The 16,423-nt window shown below is 71.4% G+C and carries 14 protein-coding genes and 1 pseudogene; 13 read left to right on the top strand and 2 right to left on the bottom strand.

Annotation, left to right across the window (positions count from 1 at the left end; translation table 11 throughout):
• Nucleotides 1–52 precede the first annotated feature (52 nt).
• A complete protein-coding gene (locus OG370_RS06640; RefSeq protein WP_328461576.1) occupies nucleotides 53–2,296 on the bottom strand; it encodes an elongation factor G-like protein EF-G2 in 2,244 nt (747 codons plus the stop codon).
• A 305-nt stretch (nucleotides 2,297–2,601) separates the two neighbouring features.
• On the opposite strand from OG370_RS06640, the gene pgsA reads away from it, so the two are divergent.
• From pgsA to OG370_RS06625, 3 genes are read left to right on the top strand one after another with little or no spacing between them, the layout of a single operon-like run.
• Nucleotides 2,602–3,270 (top strand): phosphatidylinositol phosphate synthase, encoded by a 669-nt coding sequence (gene pgsA / locus OG370_RS06635; protein WP_328461574.1) that lies wholly within the window; start codon nucleotides 2,602–2,604, stop codon nucleotides 3,268–3,270.
• Nucleotides 3,267–4,394: a phosphatidylinositol mannoside acyltransferase gene (locus OG370_RS06630; protein ID WP_328461572.1), complete on the top strand. Its 1,128-nt coding sequence runs from the start codon at nucleotides 3,267–3,269 to the stop codon at nucleotides 4,392–4,394. Before pgsA ends, OG370_RS06630 begins: the two co-directional genes overlap by 4 nt.
• On the top strand, nucleotides 4,391–5,512 hold the full coding sequence (locus OG370_RS06625; RefSeq protein ID WP_328461571.1) for a glycosyltransferase family 4 protein: 1,122 nt from the start codon (nucleotides 4,391–4,393) through the stop codon (nucleotides 5,510–5,512). The genes OG370_RS06630 and OG370_RS06625 overlap by 4 nt, the downstream gene beginning before the upstream one ends.
• Nucleotides 5,513–5,657: 145 nt before the next feature.
• Here the strand turns inward: OG370_RS06625 and OG370_RS06620 are convergent.
• Nucleotides 5,658–6,870 (bottom strand): annotated as a pseudogene (locus OG370_RS06620) (RNA-guided endonuclease InsQ/TnpB family protein); the annotation flags it as partial.
• A gap of 179 nt (nucleotides 6,871–7,049) precedes the next feature.
• Between OG370_RS06620 and OG370_RS06615 the strand changes: the two are divergent.
• The 10 genes from OG370_RS06615 (at nucleotide 7,050) to secF (ending at nucleotide 16,394) form a co-directional block, all read left to right on the top strand.
• Nucleotides 7,050–7,601 carry a hypothetical protein gene (locus OG370_RS06615; RefSeq protein ID WP_328461569.1) on the top strand — a complete coding sequence of 184 codons (552 nt, stop codon included), beginning with the start codon at nucleotides 7,050–7,052 and terminating at the stop codon, nucleotides 7,599–7,601.
• Nucleotides 7,602–7,673: 72 nt separating this feature from the next.
• Entirely contained in the window at nucleotides 7,674–8,618 is a 945-nt protein-coding gene (gene pdxS / locus OG370_RS06610; RefSeq protein WP_328461567.1) for a pyridoxal 5'-phosphate synthase lyase subunit PdxS, read from the top strand.
• A 7-nt stretch (nucleotides 8,619–8,625) separates the two neighbouring features.
• On the top strand, nucleotides 8,626–9,219 hold the full coding sequence (gene pdxT, locus OG370_RS06605) for a pyridoxal 5'-phosphate synthase glutaminase subunit PdxT (RefSeq protein WP_328461565.1): 594 nt from the start codon (nucleotides 8,626–8,628) through the stop codon (nucleotides 9,217–9,219).
• A 79-nt stretch (nucleotides 9,220–9,298) separates the two neighbouring features.
• Nucleotides 9,299–10,051 (top strand): YebC/PmpR family DNA-binding transcriptional regulator, encoded by a 753-nt coding sequence (locus OG370_RS06600; protein ID WP_328461563.1) that lies wholly within the window; start codon nucleotides 9,299–9,301, stop codon nucleotides 10,049–10,051.
• Between the two features lie 144 nt (nucleotides 10,052–10,195).
• Nucleotides 10,196–10,810, top strand: coding sequence for a crossover junction endodeoxyribonuclease RuvC (gene ruvC / locus OG370_RS06595; protein WP_328461561.1), 615 nt, complete (start codon nucleotides 10,196–10,198; stop codon nucleotides 10,808–10,810).
• Nucleotides 10,807–11,424, top strand: coding sequence for a Holliday junction branch migration protein RuvA (gene ruvA / locus OG370_RS06590; protein ID WP_328461559.1), 618 nt, complete (start codon nucleotides 10,807–10,809; stop codon nucleotides 11,422–11,424). The genes ruvC and ruvA overlap by 4 nt, the downstream gene beginning before the upstream one ends.
• Before the next feature lie 174 nt (nucleotides 11,425–11,598).
• Complete coding sequence (ruvB, locus tag OG370_RS06585; protein ID WP_328461557.1) at nucleotides 11,599–12,678, top strand: Holliday junction branch migration DNA helicase RuvB; 1,080 nt, start codon at nucleotides 11,599–11,601, stop codon at nucleotides 12,676–12,678.
• A gap of 164 nt (nucleotides 12,679–12,842) precedes the next feature.
• Complete coding sequence (gene yajC, locus OG370_RS06580; protein ID WP_328461555.1) at nucleotides 12,843–13,346, top strand: preprotein translocase subunit YajC; 504 nt, start codon at nucleotides 12,843–12,845, stop codon at nucleotides 13,344–13,346.
• A gap of 76 nt (nucleotides 13,347–13,422) precedes the next feature.
• A complete protein-coding gene (gene secD, locus OG370_RS06575; RefSeq protein ID WP_328461553.1) occupies nucleotides 13,423–15,204 on the top strand; it encodes a protein translocase subunit SecD in 1,782 nt (593 codons plus the stop codon).
• A complete protein-coding gene (gene secF, locus OG370_RS06570; RefSeq protein ID WP_328461551.1) occupies nucleotides 15,204–16,394 on the top strand; it encodes a protein translocase subunit SecF in 1,191 nt (396 codons plus the stop codon). Before secD ends, secF begins: the two co-directional genes overlap by 1 nt.
• The last annotated feature ends 29 nt before the right edge of the window (nucleotides 16,395–16,423 follow it).

The following is a 16,423-nucleotide window of genomic DNA, read 5'->3' as shown; positions in this document are numbered from 1 at the left end:
GCACAGGGCCGCATCACACGTTCGGAGCACTTTCCACATTACCGGCGCGGCGTCACCTGGCGCGCGCCGTCTGCTGTTCCGCCTCTTCCAAGTAGTGCATTTTCGCGGCGAGTTGCGCCGGCATCGGCTCGTGACGGGCGTAGTGGCGGCTGAACCGGCCGGTGCCGTGCGACAGGGAGCGCAGGTCGATGGCGTACCGGCCGATCTCGATCTCGGGCACCTCGGCCCGCACCATCGAGCGGCCCTCGCCGGCCGGTTCGGAGCCCAGGACGCGGCCGCGCCGGCTGGACAGGTCGCTCATCACCGGGCCGACGTAGGCGTCCGGCACCAACACCCCGACCTCGTCCACGGGTTCGAGCAGGTGGATCGGGCACTCGGCGGCGGCCTCCCGCAGTGCCAGCGCGCCCGCGGTCTGGAAGGCGGCGTCGGAGGAGTCCACCGAGTGCGCCTTGCCGTCGGAGAGCGTGACCCGGATGTCGACCACCGGGAAGCCGAGCGCGACCCCGCGGGCGGCCTGGGCGCGGATGCCCTTCTCCACCGACGGGATGAACTGGCGCGGCACCGCCCCGCCGATCACCTTGTCGACGAACTCGATGCCCGAGCCCACCGGCAGCGGCTCCACCTCGATCTCGCAGATCGCGAACTGCCCGTGCCCGCCGGACTGTTTGACGTGCCGGCCGCGGGCGGTCGCGGGCTGCCCGAACGTCTCGCGCAGCGGCACCTTGTGCGCGACCGCGTCGACCTGCACCCCGTAGCGGCTGCGCAGCCGCTCCAGCGCCACGTCGGCGTGCGCCTCGCCCATGCACCACAGCACCACCTGGTGGGTGTCGGGGTTCTGCTCCAGCCGCATGGTGGGGTCCTCGGCGACCAGCCGGGCCAGGCCCTGGGAGAGCTTGTCCTCGTCGGCGTTGCTGTGCGCCTCGATCGCGATCGGCAGCAGCGGGTCGGGCATCCGCCACGGCGCCATCAGCAGCGGGTGGTCCTGGTCGGAGAGGGTGTCACCGGTCTCGGCGCGGGTCAGCTTCGCCACGCACACCAGGTCGCCGGCGGACGCGGACGGCACCGGGCGCTGCTGCTTGCCGAACGGCGACGACAGCGCGCCGACCCGCTCGTCCACGTCGTGGTCCTCGTGCCCGCGGTCCTCCATGCCGTGCCCGGACACGTGCACCGTCTCGTCGGGCCGCAGCGTGCCGGAGAAGACCCGTACCAGGCTGAGCCGGCCGACGTAGGGGTCGGAGGTGGTCTTGACCACCTCGGCGGCCAGCGGGCCGTCCGGGTCGCAGGTCACCGGCGGGCGGGGGCGGCCGTCGGGGTCGGTGACCGGCGGGGCGGCGCGCTCCAGCGGGGTGGGGAAGCCGCCGGTGACCAGTTCGAGGAGTTCCACGGTGCCCAGGCCCTGGCGGGAGCCCTCGGCGGCGGGGGCGGCGGCCAGCACCGGGTGGAAGGTGCCGCGGGCCACGGCCCGCTCCAGGTCGGTGACGAGGGTCCCGACGTCGATCGACTCGCCGCCGAGGTAGCGGTCCATCAGCGTCTCGTCCTCGCTCTCGGCGATGATCCCCTCGATCAGCCGGTCGCGGGCCTCGGCGAGCCGCGGGGCCAGTTCGGCGTCGGGGTCGGCCTCCACCCGCTCACCGGTGGAGTAGTCGTAGACCCGGCCGGTGAGCAGCCCGACCAGGCCGGTGACCGGGGCGTGGCCGTCGGGTCCCGCCGCGCCGTGCACCGGCAGGTACAGCGGCAGCACCGCGTCCGGGTCGTCGCCGCCGAGCTCGCTCGCGCACTGCGCGGCGGTCTCCTCGAAGCCGGCCCGCGCGGACTCCAGGTGCGTGACCACCACGGCCCGCGGCATGCCGACCGCGGCACACTCGTCCCACACCATCCGGGTCGCGCCGCCGATGCCCTCGCCGTCCTGCGCGGCCGAGACGACGAAGAGGGCCGCGTCCGCTGCTCGCAGACCGGCCCTCAACTCCCCGACGAAATCGACGTATCCGGGGGTGTCCAGTACGTTGACCCGGACTCCGCCCCATTCCACCGGCACCAGGGACAACTGCACCGAGCGCTGCTGGCGCTGCTCGATCTCGTCGTGGTCCGACAGCGAACCGCCGTCCTCCACCCGTCCGGCCCGGCCCACTGCCCCGGTGGCCTGGGCCAGCGCCTCCACCAGCGTGGTCTTGCCCGCGCCGCTGTGGCCGACCAGCACCACGTTGCGCACCGCCTCGGGGCGACTCCCGGCGGGAGCCGCCGTGGATACGCCTCCGGCGGCCCCTGGAACCGCGTCCTTCCTACCGCCACCACTCATGTTTCCCGCCTCCCGGGGGTCACTCCGCGGGTGCGTACAGGTTCCCTTCGACGGTACGCCCGAAATGGGGCGCGCGAACCCTTGAGGACGGAGGGAGCCGCACATACACAGGGGCGCCGGGAACTGCGCGACCAGCCCACCACCGACAGGTGGTCCCTGAGCCGACAGAACACACCACCCTGGAGGGTCAGGGGCACCCACATCCGCGTCTGACTACGATGGGGCATCCGGCGGCCGCACCGGCCGCCGTGTTCGGCCGCTTCGTACACCCTTGCTCCGAACTCCACCGACCTGTCGGGAAGGCCATGCTGAACAAGTACGCGCGTGCGTTTTTCACGCGTGTTCTCACGCCGTTCGCCGGATTCCTCCTGCGCAAGGGGGTGTCACCGGACACGGTGACCCTGATCGGCACCGCGGGTGTCGTCGCCGGCGCACTGGCCTTCTACCCCCGGGGCGAGTTCTTCTGGGGCACTGTCGTCATCACCCTGTTCGTCTTCTCGGACCTGGTCGACGGCAACATGGCCCGGCAGGCCGGCCGCTCCAGCCGCTGGGGCGCGTTCCTGGACTCCACCCTCGACCGCGTCGCCGACGGCGCCGTCTTCGGCGGCCTCGCGCTCTGGTACGCCGGCGGCGGTGACAACCTCGTGCTGTGCGCGGTCACCATCTTCTGCCTCGCCAGCGGGCAGGTGGTCTCGTACACCAAGGCGCGCGGCGAGGCGATCGGCCTCAAGGTCGCGGTCAACGGCCTGGTCGAGCGCTCCGAGCGGCTGGTCATCACGCTGGTGCTGTGCGGCCTCGCCGGCTTCCACCGCACCTTCGGCGTCCCCGGCATCCAGTGGCTGCTGCCGATCGCCCTGTGGGTGGTCGCCGTCGGCAGCCTCATCACGCTGATCCAGCGGGTCGTCACGGTGCGCCGGGAAGCCGCCGAGGCCGAGGCCGCCGAGCAGGCGGTCGGCCAGGGGAGCGGCGTGTGAAGGAACGCCTCACCGACGGCCTGTACGGGCTCGGTTGGAGCGCGGTGAAGACGCTGCCGGAACCGGCGGCCAGGGCGCTCGGCCGGACCATCGCCGACGCCGCCTGGCGGCAGCGCGGCAAGGGCGTCCAGCGGCTGGAGGCGAACCTTTCGCGCGTGGTGCCCGGCGCGGGGCCCGACCGGTTGCGCGAGCTGTCCCGGCAGGGCATGCGCTCCTACCTGCGGTACTGGATGGAGTCCTTCCGGCTGCCGGCCTGGAGCAAGGACCGCATCCGCGGCGGCTTCGCCCCGCAGGACGTGCACTGGCTCACCGACGGGCTCGCCGCGGGCCGCGGGGTCATCCTCGCGCTGCCGCACATGGGCAACTACGACCTGGCCGGGGCGTGGGTCACCACCAAGCTGGAGACGCCGTTCGCGACCGTCGCCGAGCGGCTGAAGCCGGAGACCCTCTACGACCGGTTCGTCGCCTACCGCGAGAGCCTGGGCATGGAGGTCCTGCCGCACACCGGCGGCGCCGCCTTCGGCACCCTGGCGCGGCGGCTGCGCGCGGGCGGCCTGGTCTGCCTGGTCGCGGACCGCGACCTGTCCAGGGGCGGCGTCGAGGTCGACTTCTTCGGCGAGAAGACCCGGATGCCCGCGGGCCCGGCGATGCTCGCCCAGCAGACCGGCGCGCTGCTGCTGCCGGTCACCCTCTGGTACGACGACTCGCCCGTCATGCAGGGCAAGGTGCACCCCCCGGTCGAGGTCCCGGCCGAGGGCGACCGCGCGAGCCGCACGGCGGTGATGACGCAGGTGCTGGCGAACGTGTACGAGGCCGGGATCGCCGAGCACCCGCAGGACTGGCACATGCTGCAACGGCTCTGGCTGAGCGACCTGCCGCAGCGGGCGGCCGACGCGGGGCAACCCGCGGGGCCGGGGGAGGCGTCCCCCTCGGCGGAGGCGCCGGAATCCGCCGGCGCGCCGGAGCCGGCCGACATACCCGCTTCGAGTGACGAGTCCGCTGCGACGGACGTACCCGCGTCGACGGACGTCTCCGCGCCGGACGACGGGTCGCGGTCCGCCGCATCCACCGCGCCCACCGAATCCACCGCGCCCACCGAGCGCCCCGGGACGGAGAGAACTTGAGGATCGGGATCGTCTGCCCGTACTCCTGGGACGTCCCCGGCGGCGTCCAGTACCACATCCGCGATCTGGCCGAGCATCTGATCTCCCTCGGCCACCACGTGTCCGTGCTGGCCCCGGCCGACGACGAGACGCCGCTTCCGCCCTACGCGGTCTCCGCCGGCCGCGCGGTGCCCGTGCCGTACAACGGCTCCGTGGCACGGCTGAACTTCGGCTTCCTGTCGGCCGCGAGGGTGCGCCGCTGGCTGCACGACGGCGGGTTCGACGTCATCCACATCCACGAACCGACCTCCCCGTCGCTCGGGTTGCTCGCCTGCTGGGCGGCCCGCGGCCCGATCGTGGCGACCTTCCACACCTCCAACCCCCGCTCGCGCGCCATGATCGCGGCCTACCCGATCCTCCAGCCCGCGCTGGAGAAGATCAGCGCGCGGATCGCGGTCAGCGAGTACGCCCGGCGCACCCTGGTCGAACACCTCGGCGGCGACGCGGTCGTCATCCCCAACGGCGTGGACGTCGGGTTCTTCGCGCGCGCGCAGCCGCGGCCCGAGTGGCAGGGCGACACGATCGGGTTCATCGGGCGCATCGACGAGCCCCGCAAGGGGTTGCAGGTCCTCATGCGGGCGCTGCCCGGCATCCTCCGGGAGCGGCCCGGTGCCCGGCTGCTCGTCGCCGGGCGCGGCGACCAGCGGGAGGCGCTGGAGCCGCTCCCGGCCGAACTCCACGACCGGGTCGAGTTCCTGGGGATGGTCAGCGACGAGGACAAGGCGCGGCTGCTGCGCAGCGTCGACCTCTACGTCGCGCCGAACCTCGGCGGAGAGAGTTTCGGGATCATCCTGGTGGAGGCGATGTCCGCGGGGGCGGTCGTGCTCGCCTCCGACCTCGACGCGTTCGCGCAGGTGCTGGCGCAGGGCAGTGCGGGGGAGTTGTTCCCCAACGGGGACGCCGACGCGCTCGCGGCGGCCGCCGTGCGGATGCTCGGGGATGCGGAGGGCCGCGAGCGGCTGCGTACCCGCGCGTCCGCGCATGTACGGCGCTTTGACTGGGCCGTGGTCGCCGCGGAGATCTTGTCGGTCTACGAGACGGTCACCGTTGGTGCGGAGGCCGTTCGGCCGGCGCCCTGACCCTCCGGGGTGGTGCGTTCTGACGGTTCAGGGACCACCGACCGGGCGCGAGGTCCCGCGGGGACCGGGACGGGCATTCCGGGGGAATAGGGTGCCGCGTTGACTCCTCCCCCTTGTAAACAAGGGGGATTCCTAGCTCACGTCGCCTGGCCCCCGGCGGGGGTACAGGTCTTACACGATCAGCACTAGCCGGGACAGAGACCAGCCCGGACCAGCATTACGCGGGCGGAGTTCTTGTCCCGAGGCCGGGACACTCCGCATGCGGTGCAGGTATACGTTCGTTCCGAGAGAGGCAGCGCGTGCTTGGTTCTCGCTCCGCAGTCTGCGCAATCCATGGTGGTGTGCGCCGGGTGCACCAGGTGCACGATCCGGCCGTGCTTACGTGCCATCTCGACCAGCGCCGCTTTGGTGGCGCCGATCGCCGCATCGGCGGCCTTACGAGCCATGGTCGATTTCGCCAGGAACGTCGGCTTGAAGTCTTCAACCGCCAAAGCGTCATGGTCGCGGACCACGCGCCGAGCCCACTTACGGGCGGTGTCCTGTCGCTGCCGGGCGACCTTCTTATGCAGCTTCGCGGTCTGCTGCTTGGCCTGCCGGTAACCCTTCGATCCGGCCTGCCCCTTCGGCGGGCGGCGGCGGGCCATCATCCGCTGGTAGCGGGCAAGCTTGGTCGCCGCGACGCGCCCGTGCTGGGCGTGCGACAGGTCGTGGGCGTCGGAGGTGGTGGTGGCGCTTTCCTTCACGCCCCAGTCGATACCGATCACACGGCCGGTAGCAGGCAGCTCCTTGCTGGTCGCAGTGACAACAAACGAGCAGTACCAATGCCCGATGCTGTCGCGGTAGACGCGCACGCTGGACGGCTGCTCGGGCAGCTCACGCGACCACACCGGACGCACGACGATGCCGCCCGCCAGATGCAGACGCCCGTCGTTCAACCGGAACCCACGCCGCGTGTAGTTGAGCGTCGGCAACGCCTCGCGCTTCTTCTTGTACCGAGGCATCCCGGCACACTGCCGCATCGGCAACCCGGCCTTGATGTCCTTCAAAGCCTTGGCGCGGGACTTCGCGAAGTCTCGTATCAACTGCTGCTGCGGAACGCTCGCCCCGTCCGCGAGCCATGGCGTACGGCCACGGGCTTCGGTCAGCATCCTGTCCAGCTGCGCCGGACCGCACGTCAGCCTCTCGCCCGTCTTGCGGCTCTCGGCGTGCACGGCTTTGGCCTTGGCGACCGACTCATTCCATACCCAGCGGCACCGGTCCCACTCCGCCTCAAGCGCCGTGCGGGCAGTGGACGACATGCGTAGGCGAAACGTCCACCGGGCATGCCCATGGGTCTTCGTCTTCGCTTCCGTCGTCATACATCTGAACCTATCCGGGAGGACTGACAGTTGAGAACGCTTGATCTTGGTGGGCATGCTCACCGCCACGGTGGTGGACGCCGGATCACCCGGCGGCGATCCGGCTTTCCCTGCCCTGCCCCGCAGGAGCATCGATTCCTCCCCCACCCAAGGGTCGGGGCATCCTCGAAGGAGACAGGGTGACCACCCTGATTTGCGTCGTAGCCGCACTGATCGTGCTCGGGCTGTACCTGAGCTGGACCGCGGGCCGCCTGGACCGCCTCCACGCGCGGATCGACGCGGCGCGGGCCGCGCTGGACGCGCAGCTGCTGCGCCGCGCCTCGGTCGCGCAGGAGTTGGCGACCTCGGGCGTACTGGACCCGGCCGCGTCCATCGTGCTGTACGAGGCCGCGCACGCGGCCCGGCAGGCCGAGCCGGACCAACGCGAGGTGGCCGAGAGTGAGTTGAGCCAGGCGCTGCGCGTGGTGTTCGCCGAGCCGGACGCGGTCGCGGAGATCGGGGCGGCGCCCGGCGGGACGGAGGCGGTCGGCGAGCTGACCCGGGCGGTGCGCCGGGTGCCGATGGCCCGGCGGTTCCACAACGACGCGGTGCGCGCCGCGCGGGCGGTCCGCCGGCACCGGGTGGTGCGCTGGCTGCGACTGGCCGGCCACGCCCCGTTCCCGCTCGCCTTCGAGATGGACGACGAGCCGCCGGCGGTGCTGACCGCCGAGGGGGGCGCCACCACCTCGTAGGCGTGTCGGGGGAGCCACCTGCGCCGAATTGGCCCTTTCCGGTGGTCCGGGCGCCGCCGGACGATGGAGCCAATGACATCCGTCGCCAGGAGTGAGGTCACTGTGTCCACCGCTTCCCCGTCCGCTTCCCCGTCCCCCGAGACCGGCACCGCCCGCGTCAAGCGCGGCATGGCCGAGCAGCTCAAGGGCGGCGTGATCATGGACGTCGTCACCCCCGAGCAGGCGAAGATCGCCGAGGACGCCGGCGCCGTCGCCGTGATGGCGCTGGAGCGGGTGCCCGCCGACATCCGCAAGGACGGCGGTGTGGCCCGCATGTCGGACCCGGACATGATCGACGGCATCATCGGCGCCGTGTCCATCCCGGTGATGGCCAAGTCCCGGATCGGCCACGTCGTCGAGGCCCAGGTGCTCCAGGCGCTCGGCGTGGACTACATCGACGAGTCCGAGGTGCTGACCCCGGCCGACGAGGTCAACCACTCCGACAAGTGGGCCTTCACCACCCCGTTCGTGTGCGGTGCCACCAACCTGGGCGAGGCGCTGCGGCGGATCGCCGAGGGCGCCGCGATGATCCGCTCCAAGGGCGAGGCCGGCACCGGCAACGTGGTCGAGGCGGTCCGCCACCTGCGGCAGATCAAGGGCGAGATCTCCCGGCTGCGCGGCCTGGACAACAACGAGCTGTTCGCCGCCGCCAAGGAACTGCGCGCCCCGTACGAGCTGGTCCGCGAGGTCGCCGAGCTCGGCAAGCTGCCGGTCGTGCTCTTCTCCGCCGGCGGCGTGGCCACCCCCGCCGACGCCGCGCTGATGCGCCAGCTCGGTGCCGAGGGCGTCTTCGTCGGCTCGGGCATCTTCAAGTCCGGCGACCCCGCCAAGCGCGCCGCGGCCATCGTCCGCGCCACCACCTTCTTCGACGACCCGAAGGTCATCGCGGACGCCTCCCGCAACCTCGGCGAGGCCATGGTCGGCATCAACATCGACACCCTGCCGGAGTCCGAGCACTACGCGAACCGCGGCTGGTAAGGCGACGATGACGAGTTCTCCCACCATCGGCGTCCTGGCCCTTCAGGGCGACGTCCGGGAGCACCTGACAGCCCTGGCCGCGGCGGACGCCGCGGCCACGGCCGTCCGGCGCCCCGAGGAACTGGCCGCTCTGGACGGGCTGGTGATACCCGGCGGCGAGTCCACCACCATCTCCAAGCTCGCCGCGCTGTTCGGGCTGACCGGGCCGCTGCGCGCCGCGATCCGTGACGGGCTGCCGGTCTACGGCACCTGCGCCGGCCTGATCATGCTCGCCGACAAGATCCTCGACCCCCGCTCGGGGCAGGAGACGTTCGGCGGTATCGACATGATCGTGCGCCGCAACGCCTTCGGCCGGCAGAACGAGTCCTTCGAGGCGTTCGTCGACGTGCGGGGCGTGCCCGGCGGCCCGGTCGAGGGTGTCTTCATCCGCGCGCCGTGGGTGGAGTCGGTCGGCGCGAACACCGAGGTACTCGCCGAGTACGACGGCCACATCGTCGCCGTACGGCAGGGAAACGTGCTGGCCACGTCGTTCCACCCGGAGCTGACCGGTGACCACCGGGTGCATGAACTCTTCGTGTCCGCCGTGCGCGCGGGGAGCTGACCGTATCCCGGTAGGATCGAGCGCGCGACGAAGAACACGCGACGAAGAACAGCACTGGTGACGCGAAGGAGACTGTCGGATGTCCGGCCACTCTAAATGGGCTACGACGAAGCACAAGAAGGCCGTGATCGATGCCAAGCGCGGCAAGCTCTTCGCGAAGCTGATCAAGAACATCGAGGTCGCGGCGCGCACCGGCGGCGCTGACCCGGACGGCAACCCGACCCTCTTCGACGCCATCCAGAAGGCCAAGAAGAGCTCGGTCCCGAACAAGAACATCGACAGCGCGGTGAAGCGCGGCGCGGGCCTGGAGGCCGGCGGCGCGGACTACCAGACGATCATGTACGAGGGCTACGGGCCGAACGGCGTCGCCGTCCTCATCGAGTGCCTGACCGACAACCGCAACCGCGCCGCCTCCGACGTGCGCGTGGCGATGACCCGCAACGGCGGCTCGATGGCCGACCCGGGCTCGGTGTCGTACCTGTTCAACCGCAAGGGCGTGGTGATCGTCCCCAAGGGCGAGCTGGGCGAGGACGACGTCCTGGGCGCGGTCTTGGACGCCGGCGCCGAGGAGGTCAACGACCTCGGCGAGTCCTACGAGGTGATCAGCGAGGCCACCGACCTGGTGCCGGTCCGCAAGGCCCTCCAGGAGGCCGGTATCGACTACGACTCCGCCGACGCCAACTTCCTGCCCACCATGCAGGTCGAGTTGGACGAGGACGGGGCCCGCAGGATCTTCAAGCTGATCGACGCGCTGGAGGACAGCGACGACGTGCAGAACGTCTTCGCCAACTTCGACGTCTCCGACGAGGTCATGGAGAAGGTCGACGCCTGAGCCGCCGCTGACGGACGGTCAGGAGGGGCCGACGGGACACACCCCGTCGGCCCCTCCGCTGTTTGTCGGTGCCAACCGATAACCTGCACGAACAGGTTGGCGAGTGGCGCCGACGGCGGTGGACGCGCGCGGGAAGGGGGCGGCATGCGGGTGCTCGGCGTGGACCCGGGGCTGACCCGGTGCGGTGTCGGCGTGGTCGACGGCGTGCCCGGCCGGGCGCTGACGATGGCCGGCGTCGGGGTGATCCGCACGCCCGCCGACGCGGACATCGGCCACCGGCTGGTGTTGATCGAGCGGGGCCTGGAAGCGTGGCTGGACGAGCACCGCCCCGAGGCCGTGGCCGTCGAGCGCGTCTTCAGCCAGCACAACGTCCGCACCGTGATGGGCACCGCCCAGGCCAGCGCGGTCGCCATCCTGTGCGCGTCCCGGCGCGGCCTGCCGGTGCACTTGCACACTCCCAGCGAGGTCAAGGCGGCCGTCACCGGCAGCGGCCGGGCCGGGAAGGACCAGGTCGGCGCCATGGTGACCAGGCTGCTGCGGCTGGACGCCCCGCCCAAGCCCGCCGACGCCGCCGACGCGCTGGCGCTGGCCATCTGCCACATCTGGCGTTCCCCGGCCACCAACCGCCTCCAGCAGGCCGTCGCCGGCAACCGTCTCCAGCAGGCGGCCGCCGCCCAGCGCGCCGCCGCCACCCACCGCGGCACCGCCCGCCGCGCCCCCGCCCGGCCGCCCGTACCCACTCAGGAGCCCACCCCGTGATCGCCTTCGTCAGCGGCCCGGTGGCCGCGCTCGCCCCGGACACCGCGGTCATCGAGGTCGGCGGGATCGGCATGGCCGTGCAGTGCGCACCCGGCACCCTGGCCGCCCTGCGGCTGGGCGAGCCCGCCCGGCTGGCCACCTCCCTGGTGGTCCGGGAGGACTCCCTCACCCTCTACGGCTTCGCCGACGACGACGAGCGGCAGGTCTTCGAGCTGCTCCAGACCGTCAGCGGGGTCGGCCCGCGGCTGGCCCAGACGATGCTCGCCGTGCACGCCCCCGACGCCCTGCGCGCCGCTGTCGCGGCCGGCGACGAGAAAGCCCTCACCGCGGTGCCCGGCATCGGCAAGAAGGGCGCCCAGCGGCTGCTGCTGGAGCTGAAGGACCGGCTGGGGGCGCCGCTGGGCACCGGCACCGCAGCCGGCCGCGGTGCCGGAGCCGCGGTGCCGCCGTCCTGGTCCGAGCAGCTGCTGGCCGCGCTCGTCGGGCTCGGCTACGCGCCGCGCGAGGCGGAGGAGGCGGTCGCGGCGGTCACCCCGCAGGCCGAGGCCGCCGCGGAGCCCCATGTCGGCACCCTGCTGCGCGCGGCCCTGCAGACCCTCAACCGCGCCCGCTGACGCCGCACCGCCGTCGCATCAGCCGATACCGTCCGCGCACCCCGTACCCTCCGCCCCAGCCCGCACCGCCGACCGGTTCCCCGTCCACCCGGAGCCGTTCATCCGAAGCCGTTCATCCGAAACCACCCGCCCGACCGTGTCCGACCTCCGCCCGCCCGACCCGAGAGACCTGCCATGAACTGGGACGACGCCCCCGCCGATACGCCCGACCGGCTGGTCGGGTCGGCCGCCGACCGTGAGGACCAGGCGGTCGAGGCGGCGCTGCGGCCCAAGGAGCTGGACGAGTTCATCGGGCAGGAGCGGGTGCGCCAGCAGCTCGACCTGGTGCTCAAGGCCGCCCGCCAGCGGGGCGCCACCGCCGACCACGTCCTGCTCTCGGGGGCCCCCGGGCTCGGCAAGACCACCCTGTCGATGATCATCGCGGCCGAGATGTCCGCGCCGATCCGGATCACCTCGGGCCCGGCCATCCAGCACGCCGGCGACCTCGCCGCGATCCTCTCCTCGCTCACCGAGGGTGAGGTGCTCTTCCTCGACGAGATCCACCGGATGTCCCGGCCGGCCGAGGAGATGCTCTACATGGCGATGGAGGACTTCCGGGTCGACGTGATCGTCGGCAAGGGCCCGGGCGCGACCGCGATCCCGCTGGAGCTGCCGCCCTTCACCCTGGTCGGCGCCACCACCAGGGCCGGACTGCTGCCGCCACCGCTGCGCGACCGGTTCGGTTTCACCGGTCACATGGAGTTCTACGCCCCCGCCGAGCTGGAGCGGGTGATCCACCGCTCGGCCGGGCTGCTGGACGTGAGGATCGACACCGACGGCGCCGCCGAGATCGCCGGCCGCTCCCGCGGTACCCCGCGGATCGCCAACCGGCTGCTGCGCCGGGTGCGGGACTACGCCCAGGTACGGGCCGACGGCGCGGTCGACCGCGAGATCGCCGCCCAGGCCCTGGAGGTCTACGAAGTCGACGCCCGCGGCCTGGACCGGCTGGACCGGGCGGTCCTGCACGCGCTGCTGAAGCTCTTCGGGGGCGGCCCGGTCGGCCTGTCCACGCTCGCCGTCGCGGTGGGGGAGGAGCGGGAGACCGTCGAGGAGGTCGCGGAGCCGTTCCTGGTGCGGGAAGGGCTGCTCGCAAGGACGCCCAGGGGCCGGGTGGCGACCCCCGCGGCCTGGTCCCACCTGGGCCTCGTACCGCCCCAGCAGGGCGGTGGGACGAGTCAGGGCGGAACCGGACAGACCGGCCTGTTCGGAACCTGACCTCGGTTAGACTCTTCCGATTAGGAACCCCCATGCAATGCTGGGCGTTGTTCCATCGGCGAGCCAGCGCTTAGACTCCGCCGACGCCCTTCCTCTGGATCGGCACCCACATCCCGAAATCCAGGCCATCCCCCACGTTGGCCGTGCGAAGGAATGTCCACACCGTGAGCATCGGAATTCTCCTCCCCCTGATCCTGATCGTCGGCGTCATGTTCATGATGACCCGGTCGCAGAAGACCAAGCAGCGCCAGGCGTTGGAGATGCGCAACAAGATGGAGCCCGGCACCGGCGTGCGCACCATCGGTGGCATGTACGCCGTGGTGAAGGAGGTGAACGACGAGACCGTCCTCCTGGAGATCACGGACGGTGTTCACGCCCACTTCACCAAGTCCGCCATCGGCACGGTGCTCTCCGAGGAGGAGTTCAACCGGATCGTGCACGGCATCGAGCCCGAGGAGCCCACCGGGCTCGACGAGGAGGCCGAGGACGGCGCCGACGCGGCCGCGGGGGACGCCGCATCGGCCGATGGTGTGACGGACGCGGACAAGGCGGCCGACGGCGACGAGGAGCCCATCAGCCTCGACAAGTCCGACGCTGACGCGGAGCAGGACGGCTCCGCCGCCAAGGACGACGCCGCCAAGGAGCAGAACGGCTCCGCCTCCAAGTAAGCGTCCGGCTTCATCCACTCGTGGCCACCCCTGGGCACGCATGCCCGGGGGCGGTAGGACAGGGAGAGACAACAAGGTGGCAGCAGCCAAGAAGGGCCGCAGGTCCTCGGGGAGCCAGGGATACCCCGGACGCGCTCTGGCCGTGATCCTCGTCGCTCTGGTGGCGCTGACCGGAGGGATCTTCCTCTCCGGCCACAAGACCCCGCGGCTCGGCATCGACCTCGCCGGCGGCGTGGAGATCACGCTGACCGCCAAGCCCGACCAGGGCAAGGCCGTCTCCAAGGCGAACATGAACACCGCGGTCAACATCATCAACAACCGCGTCAACGGCCTGGGCGTCTCCGAGGCGGAGGTGCAGACCCAGGGGAGCGACAACATCATCGTCGACATCCCCAAGAGCACCAACGCCGACCAGGCCGAGCAGCAGGTGGGCACCACCGCTCAGCTCTACTTCCGGCCGGTCCTCGCCGACGGCGCCGGCGCCCCCACGCCGACGACGACGCCGACTCCCTCCGGCAGCACCACCCCGAAGTCGTCCGGCTCCGCCACCCCGAAGTCGAGCACGACGCCGTCGAGCTCGTCGAAGTCCACCGCGAGCCCGTCGTCCACCAGCAGCCAGGGCCGCGCGGTCACCGACGCCCTGAAGTCGAGCACGGACAAGGCCCCCACCCCGAAGCCGACCGCGACGACGCCGAGCACCACCTCGCCCGATCCGACCGACACCAGCGGCGCGACCAGCGACCCGACGGCCAACGTGCCGGCCGCTCTCCAGGCCAAGTACGCGGCCATCGACTGCACCAAGGCGGCCGAGCGGGCCAAGGCGGCCGAGGGCACCAAGGGCACCGACCCGGTCGTCGCCTGCGGCCAGGAGGGCAAGCAGTGGGTGAAGTACCTGCTCGGCCCCTCCGAGATCGACGGCAAGCACGTCACCAGCGCCAACGCCAACTTCGACACCCAGGGCGGCAACGGCTGGGTGGTGAACCTGAGCTTCGACAGCAAGGGCTCCTCGCAGTTCACCTCCGTCACCAAGGCGCTGTCCGCGCAGCAGTCGCCGAACAACCAGTTCGCCATCGACCTCGACGGCAACGTGGTGTCGGCCCCCTCGGTCTCCTCGACCCTCTCCGGCGGCACCGCCCAGATCTCCGGTGACTTCACCCAGCAGTCCGCCACCGACCTGGCGAACGTGCTGAAGTACGGCTCGCTGCCGCTGGCCTTCAACATCTCCGACAAGACCACCGTCTCGGCCGCGCTCGGCGGCGAGCAGCTGCACGGCGGCATGATCGCCGGTGCCGTCGGCCTCGCGCTGGTCGTGCTCTACCTGCTGGCGTACTACCGCGGCCTCAGCTTCGTCGCCGTGCTCAGCCTGCTGGTCTCCGCCGGGCTCACCTACACGATCATGTGCCTGCTGGGTGAGGCGGTCGGATTCGCGCTGAACCTGCCGGCGGTCTGTGGCGCCATCGTCGCCATCGGTATCACCGCGGACTCGTTCATCGTCTTCTTCGAGAGAATCCGGGACGAGCTACGCGACGGCAGGTCGCTGCAACCGGCGGTGGCCCGCGGCTGGCCGCGCGCCCGGCGCACCATCCTGGTGTCGGACTTCGTGTCCTTCCTCGCCGCGGCCGTGCTGTACGTCGTGTCGGTCGGCAAGGTTCGGGGCTTCGCGTTCACCCTCGGCCTGACCACCCTGCTCGACGTCGCCGTGGTGTTCCTGTTCACCAAGCCGCTGATGACGATCCTCGCCCGCAAGGCCTTCTACGCCAAGGGCCACAAGTGGTCCGGCCTCAACGCGGAGAGCCTGGGCGTCACTCCGCCGCTGCGCCGTATCCGCCGCCAGTCCTCCGAGACGAAGGAAGCCTGATGTCCAAGCTCGGCACCCTCGGTCACCGGTTGCACCGCGGTGAGGTCAGCTACGACTTCGTCGGCAAGCGGAAGATCTGGTACACGGTCTCCATCATCGTCACGATCGTCGCGATCGTCGGCCTGGTGGTGAACGGCCTGAAGGAGAGCATCGACTTCTCCGGCGGCGCGGTCTTCAACACCCCGAAGACGTCCATGTCCGTCTCCGACGTGCAGAGCAAGATCTCCGGGGACACCGACGGCCGCGACGCCACCGTGCAGAAGCTCGGCAACGGCAGCATGCGCGTCCAGGTCGCCGGACTCTCCACGGACGAGTCGAAGAAGGTCCAGCAGGAGATCGCCAAGGACCTCGACCTCCCGGCGTCGAAGATCGACGCGGAGATCGTCGGCCCGAGCTGGGGCAAGGAGATCACCCACAAGGCAGTCGAAGGTCTGATCATCTTCCTCGTGCTGGTGGTCATCTACCTCGCCATCGCCTTCGAGTGGCGGATGGCCGTGGCCGCGCTCGTCGCCCTGCTGCACGACCTCACCATCACCGTCGGCGTCTACGCGATCGTCGGCTTCGAGGTCTCGCCCGGTACGGTGATCGGCCTGCTGACCATCCTCGGTTACTCGCTCTACGACACGGTCGTGGTGTTCGACGGGCTGAAGGAAGCCAGCAAGGACATCACCAAGAAGAACACCGCCACCTACAGCGAGGTCGCCAACCGCAGCCTCAACAGCACCCTGGTCCGGTCGATCAACACCACCGTGGTGGCGCTGCTGCCGGTCGCCGCGCTGCTGTTCATCGGTGGCGGCATCCTCGGCGCCGGCATGCTCAACGACATCGCGCTCGCGCTGTTCGTCGGCCTCACCGCCGGTGCGTACTCCTCGATCTTCATCGCCACCCCGATCGTGGCGGAGCTGAAGGAGCACGAGCCGCAGATGAAGTCGCTGCGCAAGCGGGTGCTCGCCAAGCGGGCCTCCGAGGCGGCGAAGGCGAAGGCCAGGCTCGCCGCCGGCGAGTCCCCGGCCGACCCCGACGACAGCGACGACCGGCCCGAGGACGACGAGGACGGCGCCGCACCCGCGGTCGTCGGCCCCGGCGCCCAGCGCACCGGCGGCAGCGACTCCGCCTCCCGCCCGACCCGCAACCAGCCCTCCAACCGGGGCACCCGCGGCCGCAACCGCCCCTCCGGCAAGCGCCACTGATCCGCCGCCCGCCGCCGCCCGGAAGCACC

The sequence above is a fragment of the Streptomyces sp. NBC_00448 genome (assembly GCF_036014115.1).
Classification (GTDB): domain Bacteria; phylum Actinomycetota; class Actinomycetes; order Streptomycetales; family Streptomycetaceae; genus Actinacidiphila.
The sequence above is the reverse complement of the archived record's forward strand: the minus strand, read 5'-3'. Positions and strand labels throughout refer to the sequence as shown.